Here is a 22,697-nt window from a genome sequence, read left to right as displayed (position 1 = left end):
TTTCCTCACTTTCTAGTAAAGAAATTCAAATTTGGCTTTGGCGAGTCGTTGATCATTCAATGCTTGATGCAATTCATTCGCAAAAAAGCCTTCTTTTAAATTTAGTGGATTTTTTGTAGCGTATACATATAACGTATAGGTGTGCACACCAGAGCGAGGACTTAACCCCAGATAACGTTCGGTTAACTCAGGTAACGTTTCAGTGGCAAGCGCTGGAATCATCTGTTTCCCCAAAGGAGAAGCAAGACTATTTTTTCCTTGAATGGTAGGCTTGAGTGCTGTTCGACTAAAGTCTTCAGGAATCTCATTGGTTACAGGAACATTGGCAGCTAACCAATGAATAAAAGGGAAACCGATTAGAGGAATCGTGTCATAATCAATTAATTCCCAGGATAAATAGCGGGCTTCTTTAGGAATGGCCGCTAAAGAAATAGGAAAAGATAAAATAGGACGTTCGTGTAATAAAAATTCTGCACTGGTTCGTTTGCCATAACGATCGGCCAAATGAGAACGGTTGGTAATATGCATGCCAAACAGCCTTCTTTCAAAAATGATGTTTACAAATTATTATTATAAACTATAATTTATAGTTTAAAAAGAGTCAATAGATATGATAAACTAATACTTGTCCAAAATTTAAGAATTGGAGGCGTCAGAAAGATGGCAAAAAAACGGAATTTAACGAAAGCCAAAATCCTTGAAAGTGCCCGCAACCTAGCGGAAGAATTGGGCGTTCAACAATTAACCTTTCAAAATTTAGCCGTTGATTTAGGCATCAAGTATCCTTCACTCTATAATCACTTTAAAAATATTGCTGAAGTAAAAAATGCTCTAGTGGACTTGTTAATTCAAGAATTAAATGATGCATTGCGAAGAGCCTTAGTGGGTAAGAGTGGCGCAGAAGCAATTCGGATATATGCTGAAACGTACCAACAATTTGCTTTTGAAAATTCTGCAGTCTATGAATTACTTATCAGTGTGCCGAAAACGCAAAACCAACAATTAATTGAAGGCATCCATGAAACCAATCAAATTATCTTACAACTTTTAGCTTTTTATCCATTTAATAATGAAGAACGACTGCACAAAAGTCGAGAATTACGTAGTTTAATCCATGGCTATATTACCTTACGTTTTTTAGGTTATTTTCAACGCGAAGAAGCCACGCCGGAAGAAAGTTATCGTCGCATGATTGAAGATTTTATTGCTTCTTTAGAAGTAGCAGGATAAAATAAATTTCAAAAATTTCTCAGTCCGAAACCAAATCCTTGCAACTTTTTCAGAAAGTGACTATGATACCTACAGTAGCAAAAAAAGGAGCGGTTCAATGTATCAAGTAATTACAATGTATGGCGACAATGAACCTTGGTGGTTTTTTGATGATTGGCAAGAGGACATTGTTCAAGAAAAAACCTTCGATAACTTGACCGATGCAGAGACATATTATGTGGAAGTTTGGCAAAAACTTTCTCAGAATTATACATACGTCAACACAAAGCCTAATTATTTAACGGCTTTCTGGAATGATGGGGAAGAACGCTGGTGTGAAGAATGCGATGAAGATTTACAACAATACTTCGGTTTAGCATTACTAGAAAATCATCATGCAGTTACTTTTGAAAATAAAGCTGAGTTTACCACAATATCCAATCATTTTGGCAAAACAAAATTCTGCAAACGGAAAGTTATTTGAAACGCATGAGTTTAAAGAAAAACCTCAGGGAATTTTCTTTAAACTCTTTTTCTATTCTCGGAATTTAGAGAAAATCGAACCAATATTTGGTATAATACGAAAAGATAGCACTCAAAAAGGAGCGAAACTAGTGGTTGCAAAACAATTAATTATTGCTGAAAAACCTAGCGTAGCAAAAGATTTAAGCCGCGTTTTAGGAGCAAATCAAAAAAATAAGAATTATTATGAAGGACCCAACGTGATTGTCACCTGGGCTTTAGGCCATCTCTTAGGACTAAAAATGCCAGAAGATTTAAACAAAGAATGGCAAACGTGGCAAATGGAAACTTTACCGATGATTCCTAAGAATTTAGGGATTAAACCGTTACCGAAAACGGGACATCAATTAAAAGCGATTAAACAATTAGCTAATCGTAAAGATGTTTCTGAAGCCGTGATTGCCACTGATGCTGGTCGTGAAGGTGAATTAGTGGCCCGCTGGATTTTAGAATATGTCCGTTTTAACAAACCAGTCAAACGCTTATGGATTTCATCTCAAACAGACAAAGCCATTAAAGACGGGTTTAAGAAAATTCGCCCAGCGAAAGACTACGATAATTTGTATTACTCTGCCTTGGCGCGCGCAAAAGCTGACTGGTTAGTTGGGCTAAACGTCACACGGGCCTTGACAGTGAAATATCAAGATAACTTATCCGCAGGTCGTGTTCAAACACCAACTTTAGCAATGGTACGCCAACAAGAAAAAACGATTGAACAATTTAAGCCTCAAACTTATTTTACTATCTCGTTAACTGTTGAATCAGAAAAAGCAAAGATGACCCAAAAAAATCCATACGCTTTAAAAGAACGGCAGGAAGCAGAACAATTAGTCAAAGAACTCTCAAAACAAAAGGGCTTAGTTACCGATATCCAAGAAAAAGTTAAAACAGAAAATGCGCCGTTACCGTATGATTTAACCGAAATCCAGCGTGAAGCCAACCAGCGATTCCAATTTTCTGCAAAGAAAACGTTGTCTCTTGTACAAAGTTTATACGAAACCCATAAAATTGTTTCCTATCCTCGAACTGACAGCAAATATCTAACGACGGATATGAAAGGAACGATGAAAGAGCGCCTTCAAGCTATTGCTGATTTTTCACCAGAAGTGAAAGGCTACCTTAAAAATGGGGCCGTTGTTAAACAACAAAAAGTTTTCCAAAATGCAAAAGTCACAGATCACCATGGGTTGATTCCAACTGAACAACGTCCTCGTTATGAAAAGCTAAGTAATGATGAACAAAAAATCTATCAAATGATTGTTCAACGATTCTTAGGTTTGTTTGCTGAGCCAAATCAAACCAAACAAACAAAAGTTACAGTCGCTTTTGGAAAAGAAACATTTGTCTTTCATCAAAATAAAGTAGTTGTTGCTGGCTGGAAAACAACAGCCGAACAGCCGCTATCCACTGTCCAATGGCAAAAAGGCATGACCGTTGCGCCAAACTTTACCATTAACAAAGAATTAACGTCGCCGCCAAAACCATTAACCGAAGGAACGTTGTTAGGAAAAATGGAGAAACACAGTTTAGGCACACCGGCAACGCGAGCTGAAATTATTGAAAAACTGATTAAATCAGAATTGATGGAACGAACCAATAGCGGTTTAAGTGTCTCTGCCAAAGGAAAGCAACTATTAGACTTGGTGAATCCATCACTTGTGACACCTGAACTAACGGAAAAATGGGAAAAGTCGCTCGAAGCAATCGCTTCGGGTCAACAAAAGAGTCAACTTTTCTTAAAGGATATTGAAGAGGATACGAAAAAATTAGTCCGTGAAATTAAACAAAGCGAGAAAAAATATCAAGATTTTTCCATTACGCACAAAAAATGTCCAGATTGTGGCTCAAACTTACGGGAAAAAAATACAAAAGATGGGAAGATTTACGTTTGTACAAACCAAGAATGTTCTTATCGTCGGCGAAAAGATCCTAAAGTATCCAATCACCGTTGCCCACAATGCCATAAAAAAATGGTCATCATAGAAGGAAAAAATGGTCGTTCTTTCAAATGTAAATTCTGTTCGATTACTGAAAAAATTCCCGATAAAAAAGAACGAAAACAAAAAATGACTAAACATGAAGAACGTCGTTTGATGAAAAAATATTCACAACCAGACGAACCAGAAGAAAGTGCTTTAGCACAGGCCTTAAAAGCCGCTATGAAACAAGAGTAGCGATTTGACGAATGTTGGCTCTAAATAATCAAGTCATCCTTGTTGGTCTTTAGTAAACTTTCAAATAGAAAGAGAGGGACACGGATGCTCGCAAATTTAAATCAAGCAATGGATTATATTGAAGAACATTTAACGGAAGAAGTATCCTTCGATGAATTGGCAAAAAAGACAGGGATTTCTGTTTACCATTTTAAACGAACTTTTTCGTTTATTGCGGGAATGAGTCTGGCTGAGTATATTAAAAAGAGACGTTTGGCAGAAGCAAATTTAGCATTACTTGCTGGTGAAAAAGTGACAGATGTAGCTTTTAAATATGGTTATCAAAGTATTGAAGGATTCTCAAGAGCTTTTCGCGATTGGTCAGGACAAGCCCCTTCTGAAGTAATGAAAACACAAATCCAAAAAACGTTTCCTAAATTCTCTTTCTATATTGATATTAAAGGAGGACAATCAATGGATGTTAAATTGATTGAAAAACCAGCGTTTCAAATAGTCGGAGTTAGTCAGAAGGTTCCCTTGCAGTATCAAGGGGAAAATCAAGCAATCATGGAATTAGCACAGCGCATTACACCACAACAACGAGCGGAAATGCATACATTTGATGACATATATCCTCATCAAGTAGTAAATGCTTCTTTTGACTTTCAAGAGGGACGAACAACAGAAGGTGGAGAAATGACACACATGATTGGCTTTGCCACTTTGCAAGAAAATACCTATGAAGATTTGGAGCAACTAAGCGTACCTGCTCATACATGGGCGGTTTTTCCAAATGAAGGTCCTTTCCCACAAACTTTACAAGAAACCTGGGCAAGGATATTCTCCGAATGGTTGCCTTCATCTGGTTACCAAGTCGTTGCAGCACCAGAAATTTCGTTTACGCAATATCAAGGACCAGCAGAAGCTAAGTACAGTGAAATCTGGCTCGCTGTTACAGCTACTAAATAAAGAAAACCCACCATTGAAAAATGGTGGGTTTTTCCGCCAAGAAGGAAAAAGTTTGGTATAATAAACGTGAAGAAAAAAATTAGACCTTCTAAACTGAAATCTAGCTATGGATAAGTGATGCGAATACGGAATCATGGAGAAAAAATAATTCTCCGAGGTTTTAGAGTCATGTTGTTTAGAATGGTACCAAAACTTCATCAATGCTATCGAGTTTACAAATAAAGTTTTAGAGTCATGTTGTTTAGAATGGTACCAAAACTGATTGCAATGTGGCAATATATTGTGCATCGTTTTAGAGTCATGTTGTTTAGAATGGTACCAAAACTTACCCAATCTTCGTAGCGCGCATCTATTTGTTTTAGAGTCATGTTGTTTAGAATGGTACCAAAACCGCCAAAGAAATATGGAACACCTTACCAAAGTTTTAGAGTCATGTTGTTTAGAATGGTACCAAAACAAAGATCAGTGGCTAGTTACGAAGAAATAAGTTTTAGAGTCATGTTGTTTAGAATGGTACCAAAACATAGTTTTGAAGGAATGAAAAAGCTAGGTGGTTTTAGAGTCATGTTGTTTAGAATGGTACCAAAACGCCTACTTATTTTTTTGATTTGAGATTACAGTTTTAGAGTCATGTTGTTTAGAATGGTACCAAAACAACGTAGCATTATTTTTTACCCATATGCATGTTTTAGAGTCATGTTGTTTAGAATGGTACCAAAACGGATATTTTGAATTTATGTTATAATTATTGGTTTTAGAGTCATGTTGTTATCTTCGAATGAAGAAGAGGAGTGCTAAAAGGTTACTGTTTCCAGTAGCCTTTTTTGTTATTTTTATTTCTTTCATTAAAAAAGTTTAGTAAAATGAAAGTATCTTAAATTTTAAGTGAAATAAATTTAATAAAGGAGAACAATGATGGAAGGAAAGATTGTTTCAAGTACGAGTTCAGCCCAAAGTGCTGTCTCAAAGTTGACTGGTATCAACGAGCGTTTAGAAGCCCCAAAGGTAACCTTTTCAGGAAGTACAGTTTCAGGAATGACCAAAGGCAAACAAGTGAATGCTCAAGTTTTAACAAACTTAACGGATTTAGCCAATTGTGTCTGGAAACAAGCCGAGAAATTCCCTCAAATTGCAGAAAAAATTGCTTATCGTGACCAACAATCTGCGGAACAATTCTCAGGAGGTGGGCGTTAAGTATGAGTGAAAAAGAGAGAAACGATGAACTCCACGCCACAATCACAAGCCAAATTGCCCAAGTTGAAGAACAGGAAGAGACGTTACGCCGTGAAGAACGGAAGCAAATGGAACAATTAGCGAGCACGGTTCAAGAATTAAAAAGAGAAGAAGCTAGATACACGGATATTTTTCAACAACTACATTCATTAGGTGATGAAGATGCTCAGAAAACGAGCAGTTTGTTGCAAGCGGTTACTCGTGATGTCAGAAATTCCTGTCAGAGTCAGCAACAGACACTTGCTCAACACTATCGTTCACTCAAACGGAAATTAGACGATGACCGTGAAGCATTGTTCAGAGAGCGAGGGCAGATTCCATGGTAAGATATGTTCGAGCAGATTCTCAAGCGCTGGTTTCAAGTATGAAAACCACGATTCAGCAAGCACGGGAATTGACCAGCAAGTTAAATCAAGGCAGTCAACATTTGGTTCAGTCAGTGGATGGCAAACAACTTTCAGGAGCTGTTTATACCGCTGGCAAAGGACTTTTTGAACAAGTCATTATTCCCACAATCAAACGAGCTGATCAAGCCATTCAATCGTTAGAACAGGATTTAGCAAGATACCGTCATGCTGAAATGGCGGTGGAACGCTGGTCGCTGATTGACTCAGAACTGCAACAAGAATTGATTCGTTCGCTACAACGTCAGCTTCGAACCATTGATTATCAAATTGACATGGCGAGACAATTGGAATCTTCTTTGATTGGCGAACTGGCGAAACCGCTTCTTCACGCCATTCACATGGACACACAACGTCTCCATAATGCCAAAGTTGCCTTACTGGACAAGTTGAGAGAAGCCGAACAAAAGCTAAATGGACTCAAACAATTTGACCATCAAACTGCTTTGCTTTTTGAAAATAGTTTACAACAATTGAAAATCGTGACACAATCCATTCAAATACTTAATGGTACCAAAGTGGATTCAGCCACAGGAAAGTATACATTACCAGTTGGTTTTGATCATTCTTGGTTTACTTCCGTGAAAAAACAAAGTGTTACTGATGAAAAGAAACAAATTGCGTTAACCAAAGGCATGGTCCAGCTGAACTTGCCTGTGGAAGCGCAGAAATATTATCAAGAAATTATGCAGGAAGCGTTAAAAAACGTTCCTGTGAAGCAATGGGACAAAGTCATTCAAGAGCTAAATCAGCTGTTGTTATTTGATGAAAAAGGGAATATTTTACGTGTCCTGCCTGCGAATTTTGGAGCAGGCAATGGTGTTATTATTTTAAAAAATGGTAAAAATGACAAAGAACTGACCGAGCAAGCCAACAAAGAACTAGACAAAAAACAATGGGAAGCCTTGAATGACTCATTGTTGCAATTGGCAACAGGTGTGGTGACTGCTTTAACTGGTTTAGGAATTACCGGTTTGGACTTTGCAGGAACGTATTTCTCTGGAGGAACGCTGGCAGCTGTTGGTGTTAGCCAAGCAGGCATGGTGGCAGGCGCAACAACCATGGGTGCTGGTGCGGTTGCTGTCACAGATGCCATTCGGAAAATGGGCGTGGCGACTTCTTCGGTGAATTACAGCTTTGCACGGAATTATGGACACCAGCATAAAGATTTGAAACCAAATAATGAATATCAATCTGGAGAACATGATTATGGGTATAAGACAGATGAGTTGGGAAGGGTTTCAAATGCAGATGCTAACTTGAAACTCAAGACACATCAAGGTAGAAAACGACACAATCCGAATACACTAGATAAACAACCTGATGACCATGCGGGACATATTTTTGCAGATATGTTTGGCGGTTCTCCAGAATTAAACAATCTATTGTCGCAAGCTAAAAACGTAAATTTGAAAGAATATGGACGATTAGAACGAATCTGGAAGAAGGCTCTCCAGGAAGGAAAAGAAGTATTTGTAAAAGTGAAAATTAATTATGAAGGGAATTCTTTACGACCTAATTCGTTTGATGTGAATTATACTATTGATGGTTTAAGGAAATCTACAACAATTCAGAATGTAAATTAAGAAAGGAATAGATATATGACAAAAGTATTCGAAGATGAATTTATGGAATGGCAGATTGATATGCTTGAGATTGCCAATGATTATGTTGAGGGTAGGGCTGAAAAGATTTATATTTATGGTTCTATCGAAAATGGGGCGTATTTTTTTAATTTATTTTTTGAAATGAAAAATAAAATATTATTTATGCATCAAGTTAACACTGTGGTAGGTGAAAATGAATCTTTAATTGATGTGTCGCCAGAAGAACAAGATATAGTACTTCGTACAGGTGTAGAAGATTTGTTAAAAATTGCAGAGGTGTGTCAAAAATATCAAAAACCTGTCCCTACACAATTTAAGTTATTTTATGACATGACAAAAGAAAAATTAGACACAAAATACCAATATGATTTGCAATACTCTAATACAGAGGACTTATATACCGATGATATTTTCATGTCTTGGTACGAAGAAGTAAAAAATGCTGTAGAAAATCCCCAAGAATTTGGCTTTTAGTAACTCGTTGGTGTATATAATATGACAAAAGTATTTGAAGATGAGTTTATGGATTGGCAAGCAGATATGGTTGCCAATGCAAGAGAATATATTGACGATCGAGCAGAAAAAATTTATTTATATGGTTCAATAGAAGGTGGTAGCTATTCATTTAACCTATTTTTTAAAATTAACAATAAGATTGTTACCATGAATGAAGTAAATTCTGCTTTAAAACCTGGGGAAAAAAAGTATAATACTTCTGAAGAGCGACGATGGGAAGTTTTGGATGTAGGAATGGATGACTTATTAGAAATAGATGAAGTCTGTAAAAAGTATTCCAAACCTGTGCCGACACAATTTAAATTGTTTTATGATGTTAAAGAAAACAGTCTTAAAGCGAAGTATAAATATGATCTTTTTTATTCGAATTCTGATGATTTATCTAGCTATGATATCTTCATGTCTTGGTTCGAAGAAGTAAAAAGTGCTGTAGAAAATCCCCAAGAATTTGGATTTTAATAACTTGTTGGAGAAAGTTAGATGACAAAAGTATTTGAAGATGAGTTTATGAAATGGCAAGAAGATATGGTAGCCGTTGCGAACGATTTCATTGAAGGTAGAGCAGAAAAAATTTATTTATATAGTTCTATAGAAGAAGGTGGCTACTTTTTTAATATATTTTTTCAAATTAATGGTAAAGTTGTAACGATGGGGAAAGTAAACGCTGTATTAAATTCAGGAGAAGAACTATACGATGTTTCAGAGGATAGACGTTTTGCTGTGTTAGACATGGGGTTAGAAGATTTAATGAAAATAGAAGAAGTTTGTAAGGAATATAAAAAACCAATACCAACAGAATTTAAATTAATCTATAACGTTGAAACAACAAGCTTTAATACAAAGTATAAATATGACCTTCAATATTCCAATAACGATGCTTTAACTGATTATGATCTCTTTATGTCGTGGTATGAAGAAGTTAAGAAAGAGGTAGAAAATCCACCATTGTAATTTGGATTTTAATAAATTTTCATTTTTTCTATTTATTCGAACAAAAAAATGGCTCTTTGTCAAATAATGTTGGTAAAGAGAAAGTTTGGTATAATGAAAGAGTAGAAACGAATCAATACATTCTAAACTGAAATCTAGCTATGGATAAGTGATGCGAATACGGAATCATGGAGAAAAAATAATTCTCCGAGGTTTTAGAGTCATGTTGTTTAGAATGGTACCAAAACCGTTCTTAATTTTTTACAAACTGAATTACAGTTTTAGAGTCATGTTGTTTAGAATGGTACCAAAACATATGGTAAATTAGTAGTGTGAGAAGTGTAGTTTTAGAGTCATGTTGTTTAGAATGGTACCAAAACTTATCTGTTAACTTGTCAAAAATGAGAGAGGTTTTAGAGTCATGTTGTTTAGAATGGTACCAAAACTTACGTATATGTTTCGTCTGTTATGTGAAAGTTTTAGAGTCATGTTGTTTAGAATGGTACCAAAACTATCCTGAGCGAACACCACCAACACCAAAAGTTTTAGAGTCATGTTGTTTAGAATGGTACCAAAACTATTTATGGCGTGCGCGTTCGGTTTGACAAGTTTTAGAGTCATGTTGTTTAGAATGGTACCAAAACATTTCAAATGGATTATGCTTGGAACCATGAGTTTTAGAGCCATGTTGTTAAAAAACAAACTATCACCTCAAGCAATCCGTAATTTTCATCACAAGATTAGAATTTTTATCATCAAAGACGAGCTGCTTCAATTTTCAAAAACTAATCAAGTGATAAGTCAAAATGTTGATAGATTGAGATTAGTTCTTCCTTTTTTTAGGAAGGGCTTTTTTTATTGATAGAAGAAAGGGAAGAAATCTTGGGAGCACCTAAAAAAATTGTGAGAAATGCTTCTGTATTGTTTGGTTTCTGCCTCAGAAAGTTGTATACTTAGATTGGAATTATTCTATATTACATGCATTTTCACACTTTTTGGAAAAGTTCACTTGAATTTTCTTTTAGTTTCGTAGATAAAAGGAGTCATCGCTAATGGAAATGAACAATTCAGGTAAGCTTGTTTCTTTGTGTGGAGGCAAATCAGGGAGGAAATAATATGTTTGATATTGTAACATTGGCGAGAATCCAATTTGCGATGACAACAGTTTTCCACTTTTTCTTCGTACCGTTTTCAATAGGATTAGCACTTGTTGTAGCAATTATGGAAACAATGTACGTTGTGAAAAAAGAGGAACGTTATCGTAAAATGGCCAAGTTTTGGGGAAATATATTCCTATTAAGCTTCGCTGTTGGGGTTGTAACCGGGATTATTCAAGAATTTCAGTTTGGGATGAACTGGTCTGACTATTCTCGATTCGTCGGAGATATTTTTGGGGCACCGTTGGCGGTAGAAGCGCTCTTAGCTTTCTTCTTAGAGTCAACATTCTTAGGTTTGTGGATCTTTACTTGGGATAAAATGAATCCAAAAGTTCACGTAACCTTTATCTGGTTAGTCGTATTCGGTTCAATGATGTCTGCTTTCTGGATTTTAGTTGCCAATAGTTTTATGCAACATCCAGTAGGTTATGTCATCAATAATGGCCGTGCTGAAATGGTGGACTTTGTAGCTGTCATCAGCAATCCAAAAGTTTGGTATGAATTTTCACACGTTATCATGGGCGCCTTTACATTGGGCGGCATGGCAGTAGCTGGTATGGCTGCTTTCCAATTGTTGAAAAAACGGGATATTTCATTCCACAAAGCATCTATGCGCATTGGCTTATGGGTTACTTTGTTCGGTTCAATCGGCGTTTTATTAGCTGGCGACTTGCAAATGAAAGCTCTAATTGAAGGACAACCAATGAAATTTGCGGCGATGGAAGGGGCCTATGAAGACTCTGATGATCCTGCTGCTTGGACATTGATTGCTTGGGCAGATGAACGGGAACATAAACAAGTTTTTGGTATCGATATTCCGTATATGCTAAGTATTTTATCGTATAATAAATTATCAGGTTCGGTTGATGGGATGGATACAGTCAACAAGCGTTTGGTAGAAAAATATGGGGATGATAAAAATTATTATCCACCAGTTAACACTTTATTCTGGAGCTTCCGTATCATGGCTGGTTTTGGTGCCTTAATGTTATTGGTTGCTGCCTTAGGACTATTCTTTACAAGGAAGAAAAAACCATCGCTGTACGAGAAGAAATGGATGCTGTGGATTGTTGCTTTATGTACATTCGCACCATTCCTTGCCAATACAACAGGTTGGTTAGTCACTGAATTAGGTCGTTATCCGTGGACTGTCTATGGATTATTTACGATTGAACAAAGTGTTTCACCAAATGTATCGGTTGCTTCATTAATTACGTCAAATGTCATTTATTTCTTATTATTTGCTGGTTTAGGTAGTGTCATGGTTTACTTGGTCATTTTAGAATTACGTAAAGGACCAGACTATGAAGCGAAAAAATTAGCGAAAGAAAATGAACCAGCGTTGGATCCATTTGATAAGGGGGTATTTGGCGAATGAGTACACTACAATTATTATGGTTTGTCCTTATCGGCGTCTTGTTCTCAGGTTTCTTCTTCTTAGAAGGATTTGACTTTGGTGTTGGAATGGCCGTTCAAACGTTGGCACACAATGACGACGAAAAAGATCAAGTCGTTGCAACAATTGGACCTGTTTGGGATGGAAATGAAGTTTGGCTATTAACAGCGGGCGGCGCAATGTTTGCCTCTTTCCCATATTGGTATGCTTCATTATTTAGTGGCTACTATTTAATTCTATTTACGATTTTATTTGGCTTAATTATTCGCGGAGTTTCCTTTGAATTCCGCCACAACATGCCGGAAGGTAAACGTCGTCGGATGTGGAACTGGACGCTATCAATTGGTAGTTTCCTTGTACCGTTCTTCTTTGGTATTTTGTTTATCAGCTTAGTCCAAGGAATGCCTTTAGATGCAAACGGCAATATGCATGCGCAATTTACGGATTATTTTAATCTGTTTTCAATTGTTGGTGGAGTAGCCTTAACATTACTTTGCTACTTACACGGCATGAACTATATTGCTTTAAAAACAGAAGGCCCAATTCGCGAACGTGCTCGAAATTATGCAGAAATCTTATACGGCGTTTTATATGTCGGTTTAGTTGTTTTTGCAGTGTTGATGTACTTCAAAACGGACTTTTATGAAAAGAACTTTGCGGTCACTTTAATTTTAACGTTAGCAATTGTGGTCTTAACGGTCATTGCTAATGTTGGGGTGTTTAAACGCAAAGAGATGTTAGCTTTTCTAGCGAGTGGTTTAACATTAGTTGTACTAGTTGCTCTCTTGTTCAGTGGCTTGTTCCCACGTGTTATGATTGGTAGTGAAGGTTTTGATTTGTTGATTAAAGATGCAACAAGCACACCATATACACTAAAAATTATGACGTGGATTTCTTTAAGTATTTTACCATTCGTGTTAGCTTATACTGCTTGGTCCTATTATATTTTCAGAAAACGTATTTCACAGACAGCCGTACCAGAGGGGTATTAAATCTATGATTGATAAAGACATCTTACAGATGCCTAAAATCAAAAAAATTCTTGTCTTGCTTGCAGGTTTTTCTTTCCTGCAAGCAGTCTTTATAATTGGGCAAGCTTTTTTTCTTTCAAAAGCCATTGTCGGCCTTTGGAGTGGCGGGCATCTTAACCAACAACTACAGAGTATTTTACTCTTTTTTATTTTTTATCTTGGTCGACATGTTATTACGTATTTTCGTGAGAGAATGCTCGATACATTTAGTTATGAACGCTCGAAAGAATTACGCGAACAATTATTAACCAAAATTTTCCGTTTGGGGCCAAATGTTGTTCAAAAAAATGGAACTGGAAATATGGTTACCATGGCTTTAGAAGGCATCAGTCAAACCGAAAATTATTTACAATTGATTTTGACAAAAATGATGAATATGATGATTATTCCTTGGATTATTTTGGCCTTTGTTTTTACACAAGATATTCGTTCAGGCGTAACATTGCTGATTGTTTTTCCGATTATTATTATTTTTATGATTGTGTTAGGTTATGCAGCACAAAGTAAAGCGGACAAGCAATATGCGGCGTTTCAAATGCTTTCCAATCATTTTATTGATTCCTTGCGAGGGATTGACACACTGAAACTGTTTGGGTTGAGTAAAAAATATGCTGGGAGTATTTACCATACAAGTGAACGATTCAGAAAAGCGACCATGAGTACGTTGAAAATTGCTATTTTATCAACTTTTGCGTTAGACTTTTTTACGACATTATCGGTAGCTGTTGTGGCAGTTTTCCTTGGATTAAGTTTATTAAACGGCACGATTTTATTATTTCCTGCCTTGGTTACTTTAATTTTAGCACCCGAGTTCTTTTTACCGATTCGTGATTTTTCAAGTGATTATCACGCAACCTTAGATGGAAAAAACTCTTTTCAAGCGATCCAAGCGGTATTAGCATTGCCAGAAGCAGAACAGACCGATGTGCTCACGTTAGATGATTGGCATCAAGAAAGTCAGTTGTCAGTCACCGCGTTAAATTTTTCCTATGAAGATGCAACGCAAGAAGCAATTCAATCGTTGCAATTCTCTGTTGATGGTCGCAAAAAGATTGGAATTATCGGGGCGAGTGGTTCTGGTAAGTCAACGTTAATTAATTTATTAAGTGGCTTTTTATTACCAACAGAAGAAACGAGTCAATTGGCGATAAATGGTCAAACGATTCCACATTTTTTACAAAAAGACTGGCAAAAGCAAATCCTTTATATTCCGCAAGCGCCATATATTTTCCAAGATACTTTGGCAAACAATATTCGCTTTTATACACCTGAAGCAACAGATGAGGCGATTCAGCAAGCGATTCAGTTAGTTGGCTTAGACGAGCTGGTTAAAGATCTTCCCGAAGGAATTCATACCTTGATTGGGGAAAGCGGTCGAATGTTAAGTGGGGGACAAGCGCAACGAGTAGCGTTGGCCCGCGCCTTTGTTGATCAAAAACGCCACGTCTTGCTGTTTGATGAGCCGACAGCGCATTTGGATATTGAAACAGAAGTTGAAATGAAAGAGCGCATGTTGCCATTAATGAACAATCATCTTGTCTTCTTTGCGACACATCGTCTGCATTGGATGGAAGAAATGGATTACATTTTAGTGATGGAAAAAGGTCAATTAGTGGAACAAGGAACGCTAGCAGAGTTGATTGAAAAAGATGGCTACTATGTTCAATTAATGAAGCAAATGAGAGGAGGACGCCAATGATGGAAAAACAGCCGACAACGAAAGACGTTTGGAAAAACGATCAATGGGTTCGTCCTTTTTTAAAACGCTATAAAAAAACCTTGTATTTTGCCTTACTTTTAGGCTTCTTGACGTTCTTTAGCGCAGGGGCATTAATGTTTACGTCTGGTTACTTAATCAGTCGTGCGGCTTCCTTACCAGAGAATATTTTATTAATTTATATTCCCATTGTTTTAACAAGAGCATTTGGGATTGGCCGTCCTGTTTTTCGTTATGTGGAGCGTCTAACGAGTCATAACTGGGTGTTAAAAATGACCTCTGATCTGCGCTTGAAACTTTATAATGTGCTAGAAAAAGATGCGATTTTCTTTAAGACAAAATATCGCACTGGGGATATCTTAGGTTTGCTTTCGGAGGATATTAATCATATCCAAAACTTGTATTTACGAACGATTTTCCCAACTGTTATTGCTTGGATTTTGTATATCTTTTTAGTGATTGCGTTAGGTTTCTTTTCTTGGTGGTTTGCTTTATGCATGTTACTGATGTTAGGAGTGGTTGTTTTTCTATTACCACTTGTTTCAGTTCTAGTGAATGGTGCGCGTCAAGAAAAACATAAATATGCCAAAAATGAGTTATATCAAACACTAACCGACAATATTCTAGGTGTGTCTGATTGGGTGTTTAGCCAACGAGGTGCTGAATTCGTTGCTCGTTATGAAACAGATGAAGCAAACGTTCGTGCATTAGATGAAAAAATGAAGCAATTTAACCGTGGCCGAGACTTTGTTTTACAACTTCTGTTCGGTGTGATTGCGATTGCTGTCTTAGCTTGGACTAGTGTGCGGTTTCCAGGTAATCATGGGGGCGCAGCCAATTGGATTGGTGCCTTTGTTTTAACCGTGTTTCCGTTAATTGATGCTTTTGCTCCGCTTCCTGCTGCAGCACAGGAAACAACGATTTATAAGGATTCCATTCGTCGTTTTAATGAGCTTCCTGAAGGGGAAGATGACTCAACAGAAGCGCCTGTTCAGCCAAATGGCACCAGTTTATCGATAGAACATTTGTCTTTTGCATATGAAAATCAAGAGAAAAAGGTATTAAATGACTTATCGTTAACAATTCCTGAAAAACAAAAATTAGCGATTTTAGGGCGCAGTGGTTCCGGAAAGAGTACGTTGGCTTCGCTCATTCGTGGTGATTTACGACCTACTTCGGGAGAAATCCTTTTAGGAAACATCCCAACTGAGGCATTTGGTGAGACGATGACTGAATATATTGGGGTTATGCACCAAGCGCCGTACCTATTTCGAACAACCATTTTAAATAATATTCGGATTGGTAGAGAAGAAGCGAGCGAAGCAGAAGTTTGGGCGGTTTTAGAAAAAGTTGGCTTAAAAGAAATGGTTGCCCAATTACCAGAAGGTTTACAAACAATGGTGGATGAAGCAGGTTTGCGTTTCTCTGGTGGCGAACGACATCGCTTGGCGCTAGCACGGATTCTTTTGCAAGATACACCAATTGTGTTATTAGACGAACCAACTACTGGTTTAGATCCAATTACAGAACAGCAATTGCTGGAAACCTTTTTTGAGGCATTAAAAGATAAAACCGTCATCTGGATTACCCACCATTTGCAAGGCGTAACTTTGATGGATCAAGTGATCTTTATTGAAGATGGCCAATTAGAGATGAGTGGTACACCAGAAGAATTACTTGCAACCAATGCGCATTATCAAAAACTTTACCGAATTGATCGTGGCATTAGTTCTTTCGAGGAATAAAAAAACGACTGGTTGTTGATTAAAGCAAACAATCAGTCGTTTTTCTATTTCAATTAATGGCAATTCTTCCATAAAACGTTTAAAATGAACGATGTAATAAGAGCTCAGTTAAGGAAAGTAAGGTTTCTTTTGCTGTGCCATCAGGCAATTGTTGAATATCAGTGATTGCTTTGTTGGTTACTTTTTTAGCAAAAGCTTGTGCTTCTGTAACGCCATGATAGTCGTTGACTAGCGCCGCAACTTCAGCTGCTTCTTCTAAGGTAATGGCGCGTCCTTTATCCAAATAAGGGCTGAATACGTCAGGTGCTGCTTGGTAAGCGAAGAGAAGGGGTAACGTATAAACACCTTGTGACAAGTCTTCTAAAGCGGGCTTTTTCAAGGTTTCCGTGTCGGCAGTATAATCTAAAATATCGTCATAGACTTGAAAAGCAATGCCAATATGACGGCCAATTCGTTTAGCTAAACGTTGGACTTCTTTTGAACTATGACCGAAATAGGCCCCTTCAAGACAGCTTAGTGAAAAAAGTTCGGCTGTTTTGCCGTTGACACTTCTTAAATAAGCAGGAATCGACATGCGGCGGTCAAATCGATGACTCATTTGATCGAGTTCACCAAGTAATAACCGTTTCATTCCTTGTGCGTTGATTTTCATAAATTCAGAGCCATTCATGGCATCTGCAATCAAAGTAAAGAATTCAGTGAATAGTAAATCACCTGTGTAAACAGCCACGTCTTTACCATATTGTGATTGAATAGTCACAGCGCCTCGGCGCAATGGAGAATCGTCAATAATGTCATCGTGAATCAACGTAGCCATATGTAGGATTTCCAAAGATGCAGCTATTTTTAATAGTTGTTGTTTCTCTTGTTTTTCTTCATCACCCAGTTGAGCAAAAAGAAAGAAAAAAGCGGGGCGTAATAATTTGCCGCCAGAACGAGCCAAAGATACTAAGGCTTCTTCAATGTCTTCGTTGCGCGTATGCAACGTTTGTTCAATTAATTCACATGTTTCCGTTAAAGAACGTTCAACGTCAGGAAACGACTTCCAAAATGTGTTCATAAATATACTACGATCCTTTCAGTGGTTCAATACTATTTGATTGTATACGAATTGGCGACAGAAATACAGTAATTAAGTTTTAAAAGTAACAAAGTTTGTAAAAAAGTAGCGGAGGGATAGTTTGAATCGAGAAATATTTTTTGAATTAGTAGAATTAAAAGCAAAAACAGCTAGTGTTTTGCCATTTTTGTTAGGAATTTGTTTTAGTTGGTACCAATATGGGCGGCTCCATGTTGGTTATGTTTTAATTTTTTTCATTGCGATGTTTATTTTTAATATGGCGGTCGATATTTTAGATAATTATAATGATTACCATCATGCCACAGAAGTTCATGATTATAAGGAAAAAACGAATATTATCGGTCGAGAAAATTTATCTTTGCCATTAATACGCAAAATGATTTTTTGGATGATTCTCGTTTCTGCTTTAATGGGGATTGGGTTGTCATTTATTGTCGGCTGGCCGTTATTAATTATGGGTCTTTATTGTTACTTAATTGGTATTTTTTATTCATCAGGACCGAAACCTTTATCTAGTCTACCATTAGGGGAAGTTTTCTCAGGATTTACAATGGGGTTCATGATTACTCTTATTTGTGTCTACATTAATACGTTTGAAGTTTTCAATTGGTCAGCAGCTAATTTATGGGGGATTTTCTTAGTCGCCTTACCTAACACTTGTTACATTGCTAACTTAATGTTAGCAAATAATATCTGTGACTTAGAGGAAGATGAAAATAACAAGAGATATACATTAGTTCATTACCTTGGCAAAGCAAGTTCTTTGAAATTATTCGTCGGATTAAATACAATAGCAATGTTAGCCATTTTGTTAGCTGTCGGTTTAGGATTAACCCCGCCAACAATGTTACTCATGCTTTTAACTTTACCTTTTGTACGGAAACAAACCCAAGCCTTACTGAAGGAACAAGTGAAGAGTAAAACATTTGTTTGTGCTGTGAAGATCTTAGCTGTGGGAGCAACTGCACAAGTGCTATTTTTTGCCATAGGTTTGTGGTGGCTGTAAATTTTTTATAGAGTGGAAGGGAATCAAAATGAATAAGAAACATGTTGTTATTTTAGGTGCTGGTTACGCAGGCTTAAAAACATTACGCGAATTACAAAAAGGCGCCAAAGACGTCGAAATTACTTTAGTGGATCGTAATAACTATCACTACGAAGCAACGGACTTGCATGAAGTTGCTGCTGGAACACAACCAGCTGAAAAAATCACATACAATATTATGGATGTTGTCGATGAAAAAATGACAACCTTTATCCAAGGAACAGTTAAAACAATTGATGCTGCAACACAAACAGTTGCTTTAGAAGATGGCCAAACAATCAATTATGATTACTTAGTTGTTTCTCTTGGGTTTGAATCAGAATCATTTGGTATCCCTGGTGTGCAAGAACATGCTCTACAAATGGTAGATGTGAAAACGGCTTTAAACGTGTATGAACATATCCAAGAACAAATGCGTCAATACAAAGCAACTCAAAACGAAGAATTCTTAAAAATTGTTGTCTGCGGAGCAGGCTTTACAGGGATTGAATTATTAGGTTCTCTTGTTGAAAATAAACCAAAATTTGCTGAAATCGCAGGTGTCTCAGCAGATCAAATCCAAATTTATTGTGTCGAAGCAGTTACTCGCCTATTGCCGATGTTTAACGAAAAACTTGCGAACTATGGTGTGCAATTATTAAAAGATTCAGCTATTCATTTATTATTAGGTAAACCGATTAAAGAAATCAAACCAGGCGCAGTTGTTTATCAAGATAACGAAGCAGGCGACTTGGCAGAACTTTCTGCTAAAACAATTATTTGGACAACGGGTGTTAGTGGAAGCCACGTTGTAGGCGATTCTGGATTTGAAGCTCGTCGTGGTCGTGTCATGGTTCAACCAGATTTAACAGATGCGAACCATAGCAACGTCTATATTATTGGTGACTGCTCAGCAGTTATGGATACAGAAACTAATCGACCTTACCCAACGACAGCACAAATCGCCTTGAAGATGGGCGCTCATGCTGCTAAAAATATTCAAGCACAATTGAAAGGGGAAGCAACTAAACCTTTCAGCTTTAAATCACAAGGTTCTGTTTGTTCTGTCGGAAATACACGTGCTTTAGGAATTGTTGGTAAAACAGACATTAAAGGATACCCAGCTTCATTCATGAAAAAAATTATCATGAACAAAGCGCTCTTTGAAACAGGTGGTACCAAAGAAATGATGGCTAAAGGTCGTTTCGACTTATACCATTAAGAATCAGCAAAATAAGAAATAATGAGGTCGGGACAGAACCGTTTAGCTCCGAGAAATAAGAAGAAATTTCCGAAAATTGCTCTTTAATTTTTGGAGAATTTCGGCTTATTTCCGAAGGAGTTGGTTCTGTTCCCGCCGTTTATCAGTTTTTGAGCGTGGAGCAAAAATCCAAAGTGATTTTTGTCCCACGCTCATTTTTCTTAAATGAAAGTTTTTAAAAAATTTCCATGATTTTTCAAGTAAAATGAGGTGGGCACTTTTGTTCGATTCCATTTTTATGTATAATGAGAAGTGATGGAAAGAGGGAAGTTAAATGGCACAAAAAAGAGCAACAAATAAGAAAAAAAGTACGACAAAGAAAAAGACCAAAAAACAACAGCAACAACAAGAACGTTTAAATTATATGTTTCTTGGCCTGATTTTTATTTTATTCGGTGTCTTTGGACTCTTTCGCTTAGGGTTTTTAGGCACGTTATTAGCGAATTGTTTACGCTTAGTTGTAGGTAATACCTTTCCATTTGCAGCGATTTTACTAATCCTGTATGGCTTATTAGTCATGATTTATGGGAAAGATTTTCCGTTAAAAAGAGGGCGCCCTATTTTTGGGGCTGTTCTGATTTATATTAGTGTTTTGTTATTTTTCCATGCCTTTATGTTTCGAAATGTTAGTGGCAGTCAACCTGATATTTTAGGTAACACTTGGGAATTTTTGCAAAGCGATTTAAAAGCCAACCAAGTGACGCAAAACGTAGGGGGCGGTATGATTGGCGCGCTGCTTTATCAAGGAACGTACTTTTTGGTGGCACAATTTGGCAGCTATTTAATTGCCACATTGCTACTGTTAGCGGGTATTTTCTTGATGAGTATGTGGGATTTTCAGCAAATTGTTGATCATTTCCAAAGTATTCAAGATCGCCTAAGTCATGTTTCGGCAAAATCACAGGCGCGACAAGAAGAAAAAGAGGCGAAGCGAGCAGCGAAGAAAGAAGCCAAAGCTGCAGAACGCCAAGCAAAAATTGAAGCCGCTGCCCAACAAAAATTACAAGAGCGGGAACGCATGGAACAAGCGGCAGCCGAGCGCTTAACAAAAACACCAGTTGAAACCCACCAACCAATGGTGGAAGAACCGACTGCACCAACGCCTGTTCAAATTGATTCGTTTCAACAGCAAAATCAGGCGATGCCTGTACCACCAATCGCAGCAACAAAACCGCAACGAGAGCAGGAAGAAGAGGCGGCAGATGAAGCTGGTGTTCTCGAATTTGAAATTTCTGAAGAAGCGGAAGATCGTGATTATCAACTACCACCAACTGATTTGTTAGATACAATTCAAGCAACGGATCAAAGTGGTGAATATGAAAAAATCGAAAAAAATATTGGCGTCTTAGAACAAACCTTCAAGAGTTTTGGTGTTGATGCTAAAGTAGTCAAAGCTAGTTTAGGACCATCTGTCACAAAATTTGAAGTTCAACCCGCTGTTGGGGTAAAAGTTAGCAAAATTGTTAACTTGACGGATGACATTGCTTTAGCGCTTGCGGCCAAAGATGTTCGTATGGAGGCCCCAATCCCTGGCAAATCACTAATCGGGATTGAAGTTCCTAATAGTGCAATTAGTACAGTATCCTTTAGAGATATTGTTGAGGCACAACCAAGTCATCCAGATAAACTATTAGAAGTACCTTTAGGTCGAGATATTTCAGGGATGGTTCAAACTGCGGATCTATCAAAAATGCCGCATTTATTAATTGCGGGATCGACAGGGAGTGGGAAATCGGTTGCTATCAATGGCATCATCACAGGTATTTTGATGCAAGCGAAACCCCATGAAGTAAAATTAATGATGATTGACCCGAAAATGGTAGAATTGAATGTGTATAACGGGATTCCTCATTTATTAACGCCAGTGGTTACTAATCCGAGAAAAGCGGCCCAAGCCCTGCAAAAAGTAGTTCAAGAAATGGAATTTCGTTATGAAAAATTTGCAGCAACAGGCGTCCGAAATATCACTGGTTACAATCAACTAATTCAACAGAAAAATGCGGAAGATGGCGAAAATCGTCCGATTCTGCCATTTATTGTTGTCATTGTTGATGAGTTAGCTGATTTAATGATGGTGGCAAGTAACGAAGTAGAAGATGCGATTATCCGCTTAGCCCAAATGGCACGGGCAGCGGGCATTCATATGATTTTAGCGACACAACGGCCAAGTGTGGATGTCATTACAGGAATCATCAAAGCAAATGTCCCTTCTCGAATGGCTTTTGCAGTCTCAAGTGGGACAGACTCGCGTACCATTATTGATACTAACGGGGCGGAGAAACTATTAGGTCGAGGCGATATGCTCTTCTTACCAATGGGAGAAAATAAACCAATTCGTATCCAAGGGGCCTTTATCTCTGATCAAGAAGTCGAACGAGTGGTTGCGTTTGTAACGGACCAACAAGAAGCTGAATATCAAGAAAGCATGATGCCAACAGATGAACCGACCACTTCAGGCGGTGGCGAAGCTCCTCAAGATGAGTTGTTTGAAGAAGCGAAAAACTTGGTGGTTGAAATGCAGACAGCTAGTATTTCGTTGCTACAAAGACGTTTTAGAATTGGCTATAATCGTGCGGCTCGCTTAGTAGATGAATTGGAAGCACACGGAGTTATTGGACCATCAGAAGGTAGTAAACCAAGAAAAGTCTTTCTACAAGCGGAATCAGAAGAGGCAGCACCTGAGACGCCAGAACAATAAACAAAAAGAACAAAAATAGATAAATTTATCTATTTTTGTTCTTT

General features: G+C 37.5%; 19 protein-coding genes and 2 CRISPR repeat arrays. Of the genes, 17 read left to right on the top strand and 2 right to left on the bottom strand.

The features are described from left to right. Positions 1–12 precede the first annotated feature (12 nt). Positions 13–528, bottom strand: coding sequence for a YbhB/YbcL family Raf kinase inhibitor-like protein (locus IGL86_RS08260; protein ID WP_002362073.1), 516 nt, complete (start codon positions 526–528; stop codon positions 13–15). A 132-nt stretch (positions 529–660) separates the two neighbouring features. Here IGL86_RS08260 and IGL86_RS08255 point away from each other — a divergent pair, with 132 nt between their 5' ends. The 14 genes from IGL86_RS08255 to cydC all read left to right on the top strand — a co-directional run bounded on the left by IGL86_RS08255 (position 661) and on the right by cydC (position 16,589). Next, on the top strand, positions 661–1,230 hold the full coding sequence (locus IGL86_RS08255) for a TetR/AcrR family transcriptional regulator (RefSeq protein ID WP_002356965.1): 570 nt from the start codon (positions 661–663) through the stop codon (positions 1,228–1,230). 97 nt (positions 1,231–1,327) lie between these two features. Next, the gene (locus tag IGL86_RS08250) at positions 1,328–1,693 is read left to right on the top strand and encodes a DUF1033 family protein (RefSeq protein WP_002356966.1); all 366 of its coding nucleotides are present in this window, start codon (positions 1,328–1,330) and stop codon (positions 1,691–1,693) included. 130 nt (positions 1,694–1,823) lie between these two features. Then, on the top strand, positions 1,824–3,905 hold the full coding sequence (locus tag IGL86_RS08245; RefSeq protein ID WP_033625995.1) for a DNA topoisomerase III: 2,082 nt from the start codon (positions 1,824–1,826) through the stop codon (positions 3,903–3,905). A gap of 84 nt (positions 3,906–3,989) precedes the next feature. Continuing rightward, positions 3,990–4,853 carry an AraC family transcriptional regulator gene (locus IGL86_RS08240; protein WP_010775958.1) on the top strand — a complete coding sequence of 288 codons (864 nt, stop codon included), beginning with the start codon at positions 3,990–3,992 and terminating at the stop codon, positions 4,851–4,853. Positions 4,854–5,010: 157 nt separating this feature from the next. Then, positions 5,011–5,574: direct repeats of the CRISPR family, unit length 36 nt; unit sequence GTTTTAGAGTCATGTTGTTTAGAATGGTACCAAAAC. A 191-nt stretch (positions 5,575–5,765) separates the two neighbouring features. Beyond that, a complete protein-coding gene (locus IGL86_RS08235; protein ID WP_430605594.1) occupies positions 5,766–6,047 on the top strand; it encodes a hypothetical protein in 282 nt (93 codons plus the stop codon). A gap of 2 nt (positions 6,048–6,049) precedes the next feature. Beyond that, complete coding sequence (locus IGL86_RS08230; RefSeq protein WP_430605593.1) at positions 6,050–6,412, top strand: hypothetical protein; 363 nt, start codon at positions 6,050–6,052, stop codon at positions 6,410–6,412. Next, a complete protein-coding gene (locus tag IGL86_RS08225) occupies positions 6,406–8,076 on the top strand; it encodes a DNA/RNA non-specific endonuclease (protein ID WP_430605592.1) in 1,671 nt (556 codons plus the stop codon). The genes IGL86_RS08230 and IGL86_RS08225 overlap by 7 nt, the downstream gene beginning before the upstream one ends. Positions 8,077–8,091: 15 nt before the next feature. Further along, a complete protein-coding gene (locus IGL86_RS08220) occupies positions 8,092–8,571 on the top strand; it encodes a hypothetical protein (protein WP_002401313.1) in 480 nt (159 codons plus the stop codon). Between the two features lie 21 nt (positions 8,572–8,592). Next, positions 8,593–9,072, top strand: a complete 480-nt coding sequence (locus IGL86_RS08215; protein ID WP_002401314.1) for a hypothetical protein — start codon at positions 8,593–8,595, stop codon at positions 9,070–9,072. 21 nt (positions 9,073–9,093) lie between these two features. Then, a complete protein-coding gene (locus tag IGL86_RS08210) occupies positions 9,094–9,564 on the top strand; it encodes a hypothetical protein (RefSeq protein ID WP_033626049.1) in 471 nt (156 codons plus the stop codon). Between the two features lie 191 nt (positions 9,565–9,755). Continuing rightward, a CRISPR array of direct repeats spans positions 9,756–10,187; the repeat unit is 36 nt; unit sequence GTTTTAGAGTCATGTTGTTTAGAATGGTACCAAAAC. A 472-nt stretch (positions 10,188–10,659) separates the two neighbouring features. Then, positions 10,660–12,078 carry a cytochrome ubiquinol oxidase subunit I gene (locus IGL86_RS08205; RefSeq protein ID WP_002356974.1) on the top strand — a complete coding sequence of 473 codons (1,419 nt, stop codon included), beginning with the start codon at positions 10,660–10,662 and terminating at the stop codon, positions 12,076–12,078. Further along, positions 12,075–13,088 carry a cytochrome d ubiquinol oxidase subunit II gene (gene cydB / locus IGL86_RS08200; protein ID WP_002356976.1) on the top strand — a complete coding sequence of 338 codons (1,014 nt, stop codon included), beginning with the start codon at positions 12,075–12,077 and terminating at the stop codon, positions 13,086–13,088. Before IGL86_RS08205 ends, cydB begins: the two co-directional genes overlap by 4 nt. Before the next feature lie 4 nt (positions 13,089–13,092). Further along, the gene (cydD, locus tag IGL86_RS08195; protein WP_002364369.1) at positions 13,093–14,826 is read left to right on the top strand and encodes a thiol reductant ABC exporter subunit CydD; all 1,734 of its coding nucleotides are present in this window, start codon (positions 13,093–13,095) and stop codon (positions 14,824–14,826) included. Beyond that, positions 14,823–16,589 carry a thiol reductant ABC exporter subunit CydC gene (gene cydC / locus IGL86_RS08190; protein ID WP_002411395.1) on the top strand — a complete coding sequence of 589 codons (1,767 nt, stop codon included), beginning with the start codon at positions 14,823–14,825 and terminating at the stop codon, positions 16,587–16,589. The genes cydD and cydC overlap by 4 nt, the downstream gene beginning before the upstream one ends. A 79-nt stretch (positions 16,590–16,668) precedes the next feature. Here cydC and IGL86_RS08185 read toward each other — a convergent pair whose 3' ends face one another. Beyond that, entirely contained in the window at positions 16,669–17,649 is a 981-nt protein-coding gene (locus IGL86_RS08185; protein WP_002409792.1) for a polyprenyl synthetase family protein, read from the bottom strand. 121 nt (positions 17,650–17,770) lie between these two features. Here IGL86_RS08185 and IGL86_RS08180 point away from each other — a divergent pair, with 121 nt between their 5' ends. From IGL86_RS08180 to IGL86_RS08170, 3 genes are all read left to right on the top strand, one after another. After that, positions 17,771–18,676, top strand: coding sequence for a prenyltransferase (locus IGL86_RS08180; protein ID WP_002360016.1), 906 nt, complete (start codon positions 17,771–17,773; stop codon positions 18,674–18,676). 28 nt (positions 18,677–18,704) lie between these two features. Beyond that, complete coding sequence (locus tag IGL86_RS08175) at positions 18,705–19,916, top strand: NAD(P)/FAD-dependent oxidoreductase (protein WP_002360017.1); 1,212 nt, start codon at positions 18,705–18,707, stop codon at positions 19,914–19,916. A 313-nt stretch (positions 19,917–20,229) separates the two neighbouring features. Beyond that, on the top strand, positions 20,230–22,653 hold the full coding sequence (locus tag IGL86_RS08170) for a DNA translocase FtsK (protein ID WP_010823794.1): 2,424 nt from the start codon (positions 20,230–20,232) through the stop codon (positions 22,651–22,653). Positions 22,654–22,697: the final 44 nt, after the last annotated feature.

The sequence above is a fragment of the Enterococcus sp. DIV0774 genome (assembly GCF_050539095.1).
Lineage (GTDB): Bacteria > Bacillota > Bacilli > Lactobacillales > Enterococcaceae > Enterococcus > Enterococcus faecalis.
This window is presented reverse-complemented; position numbering and strand designations above follow the sequence as displayed.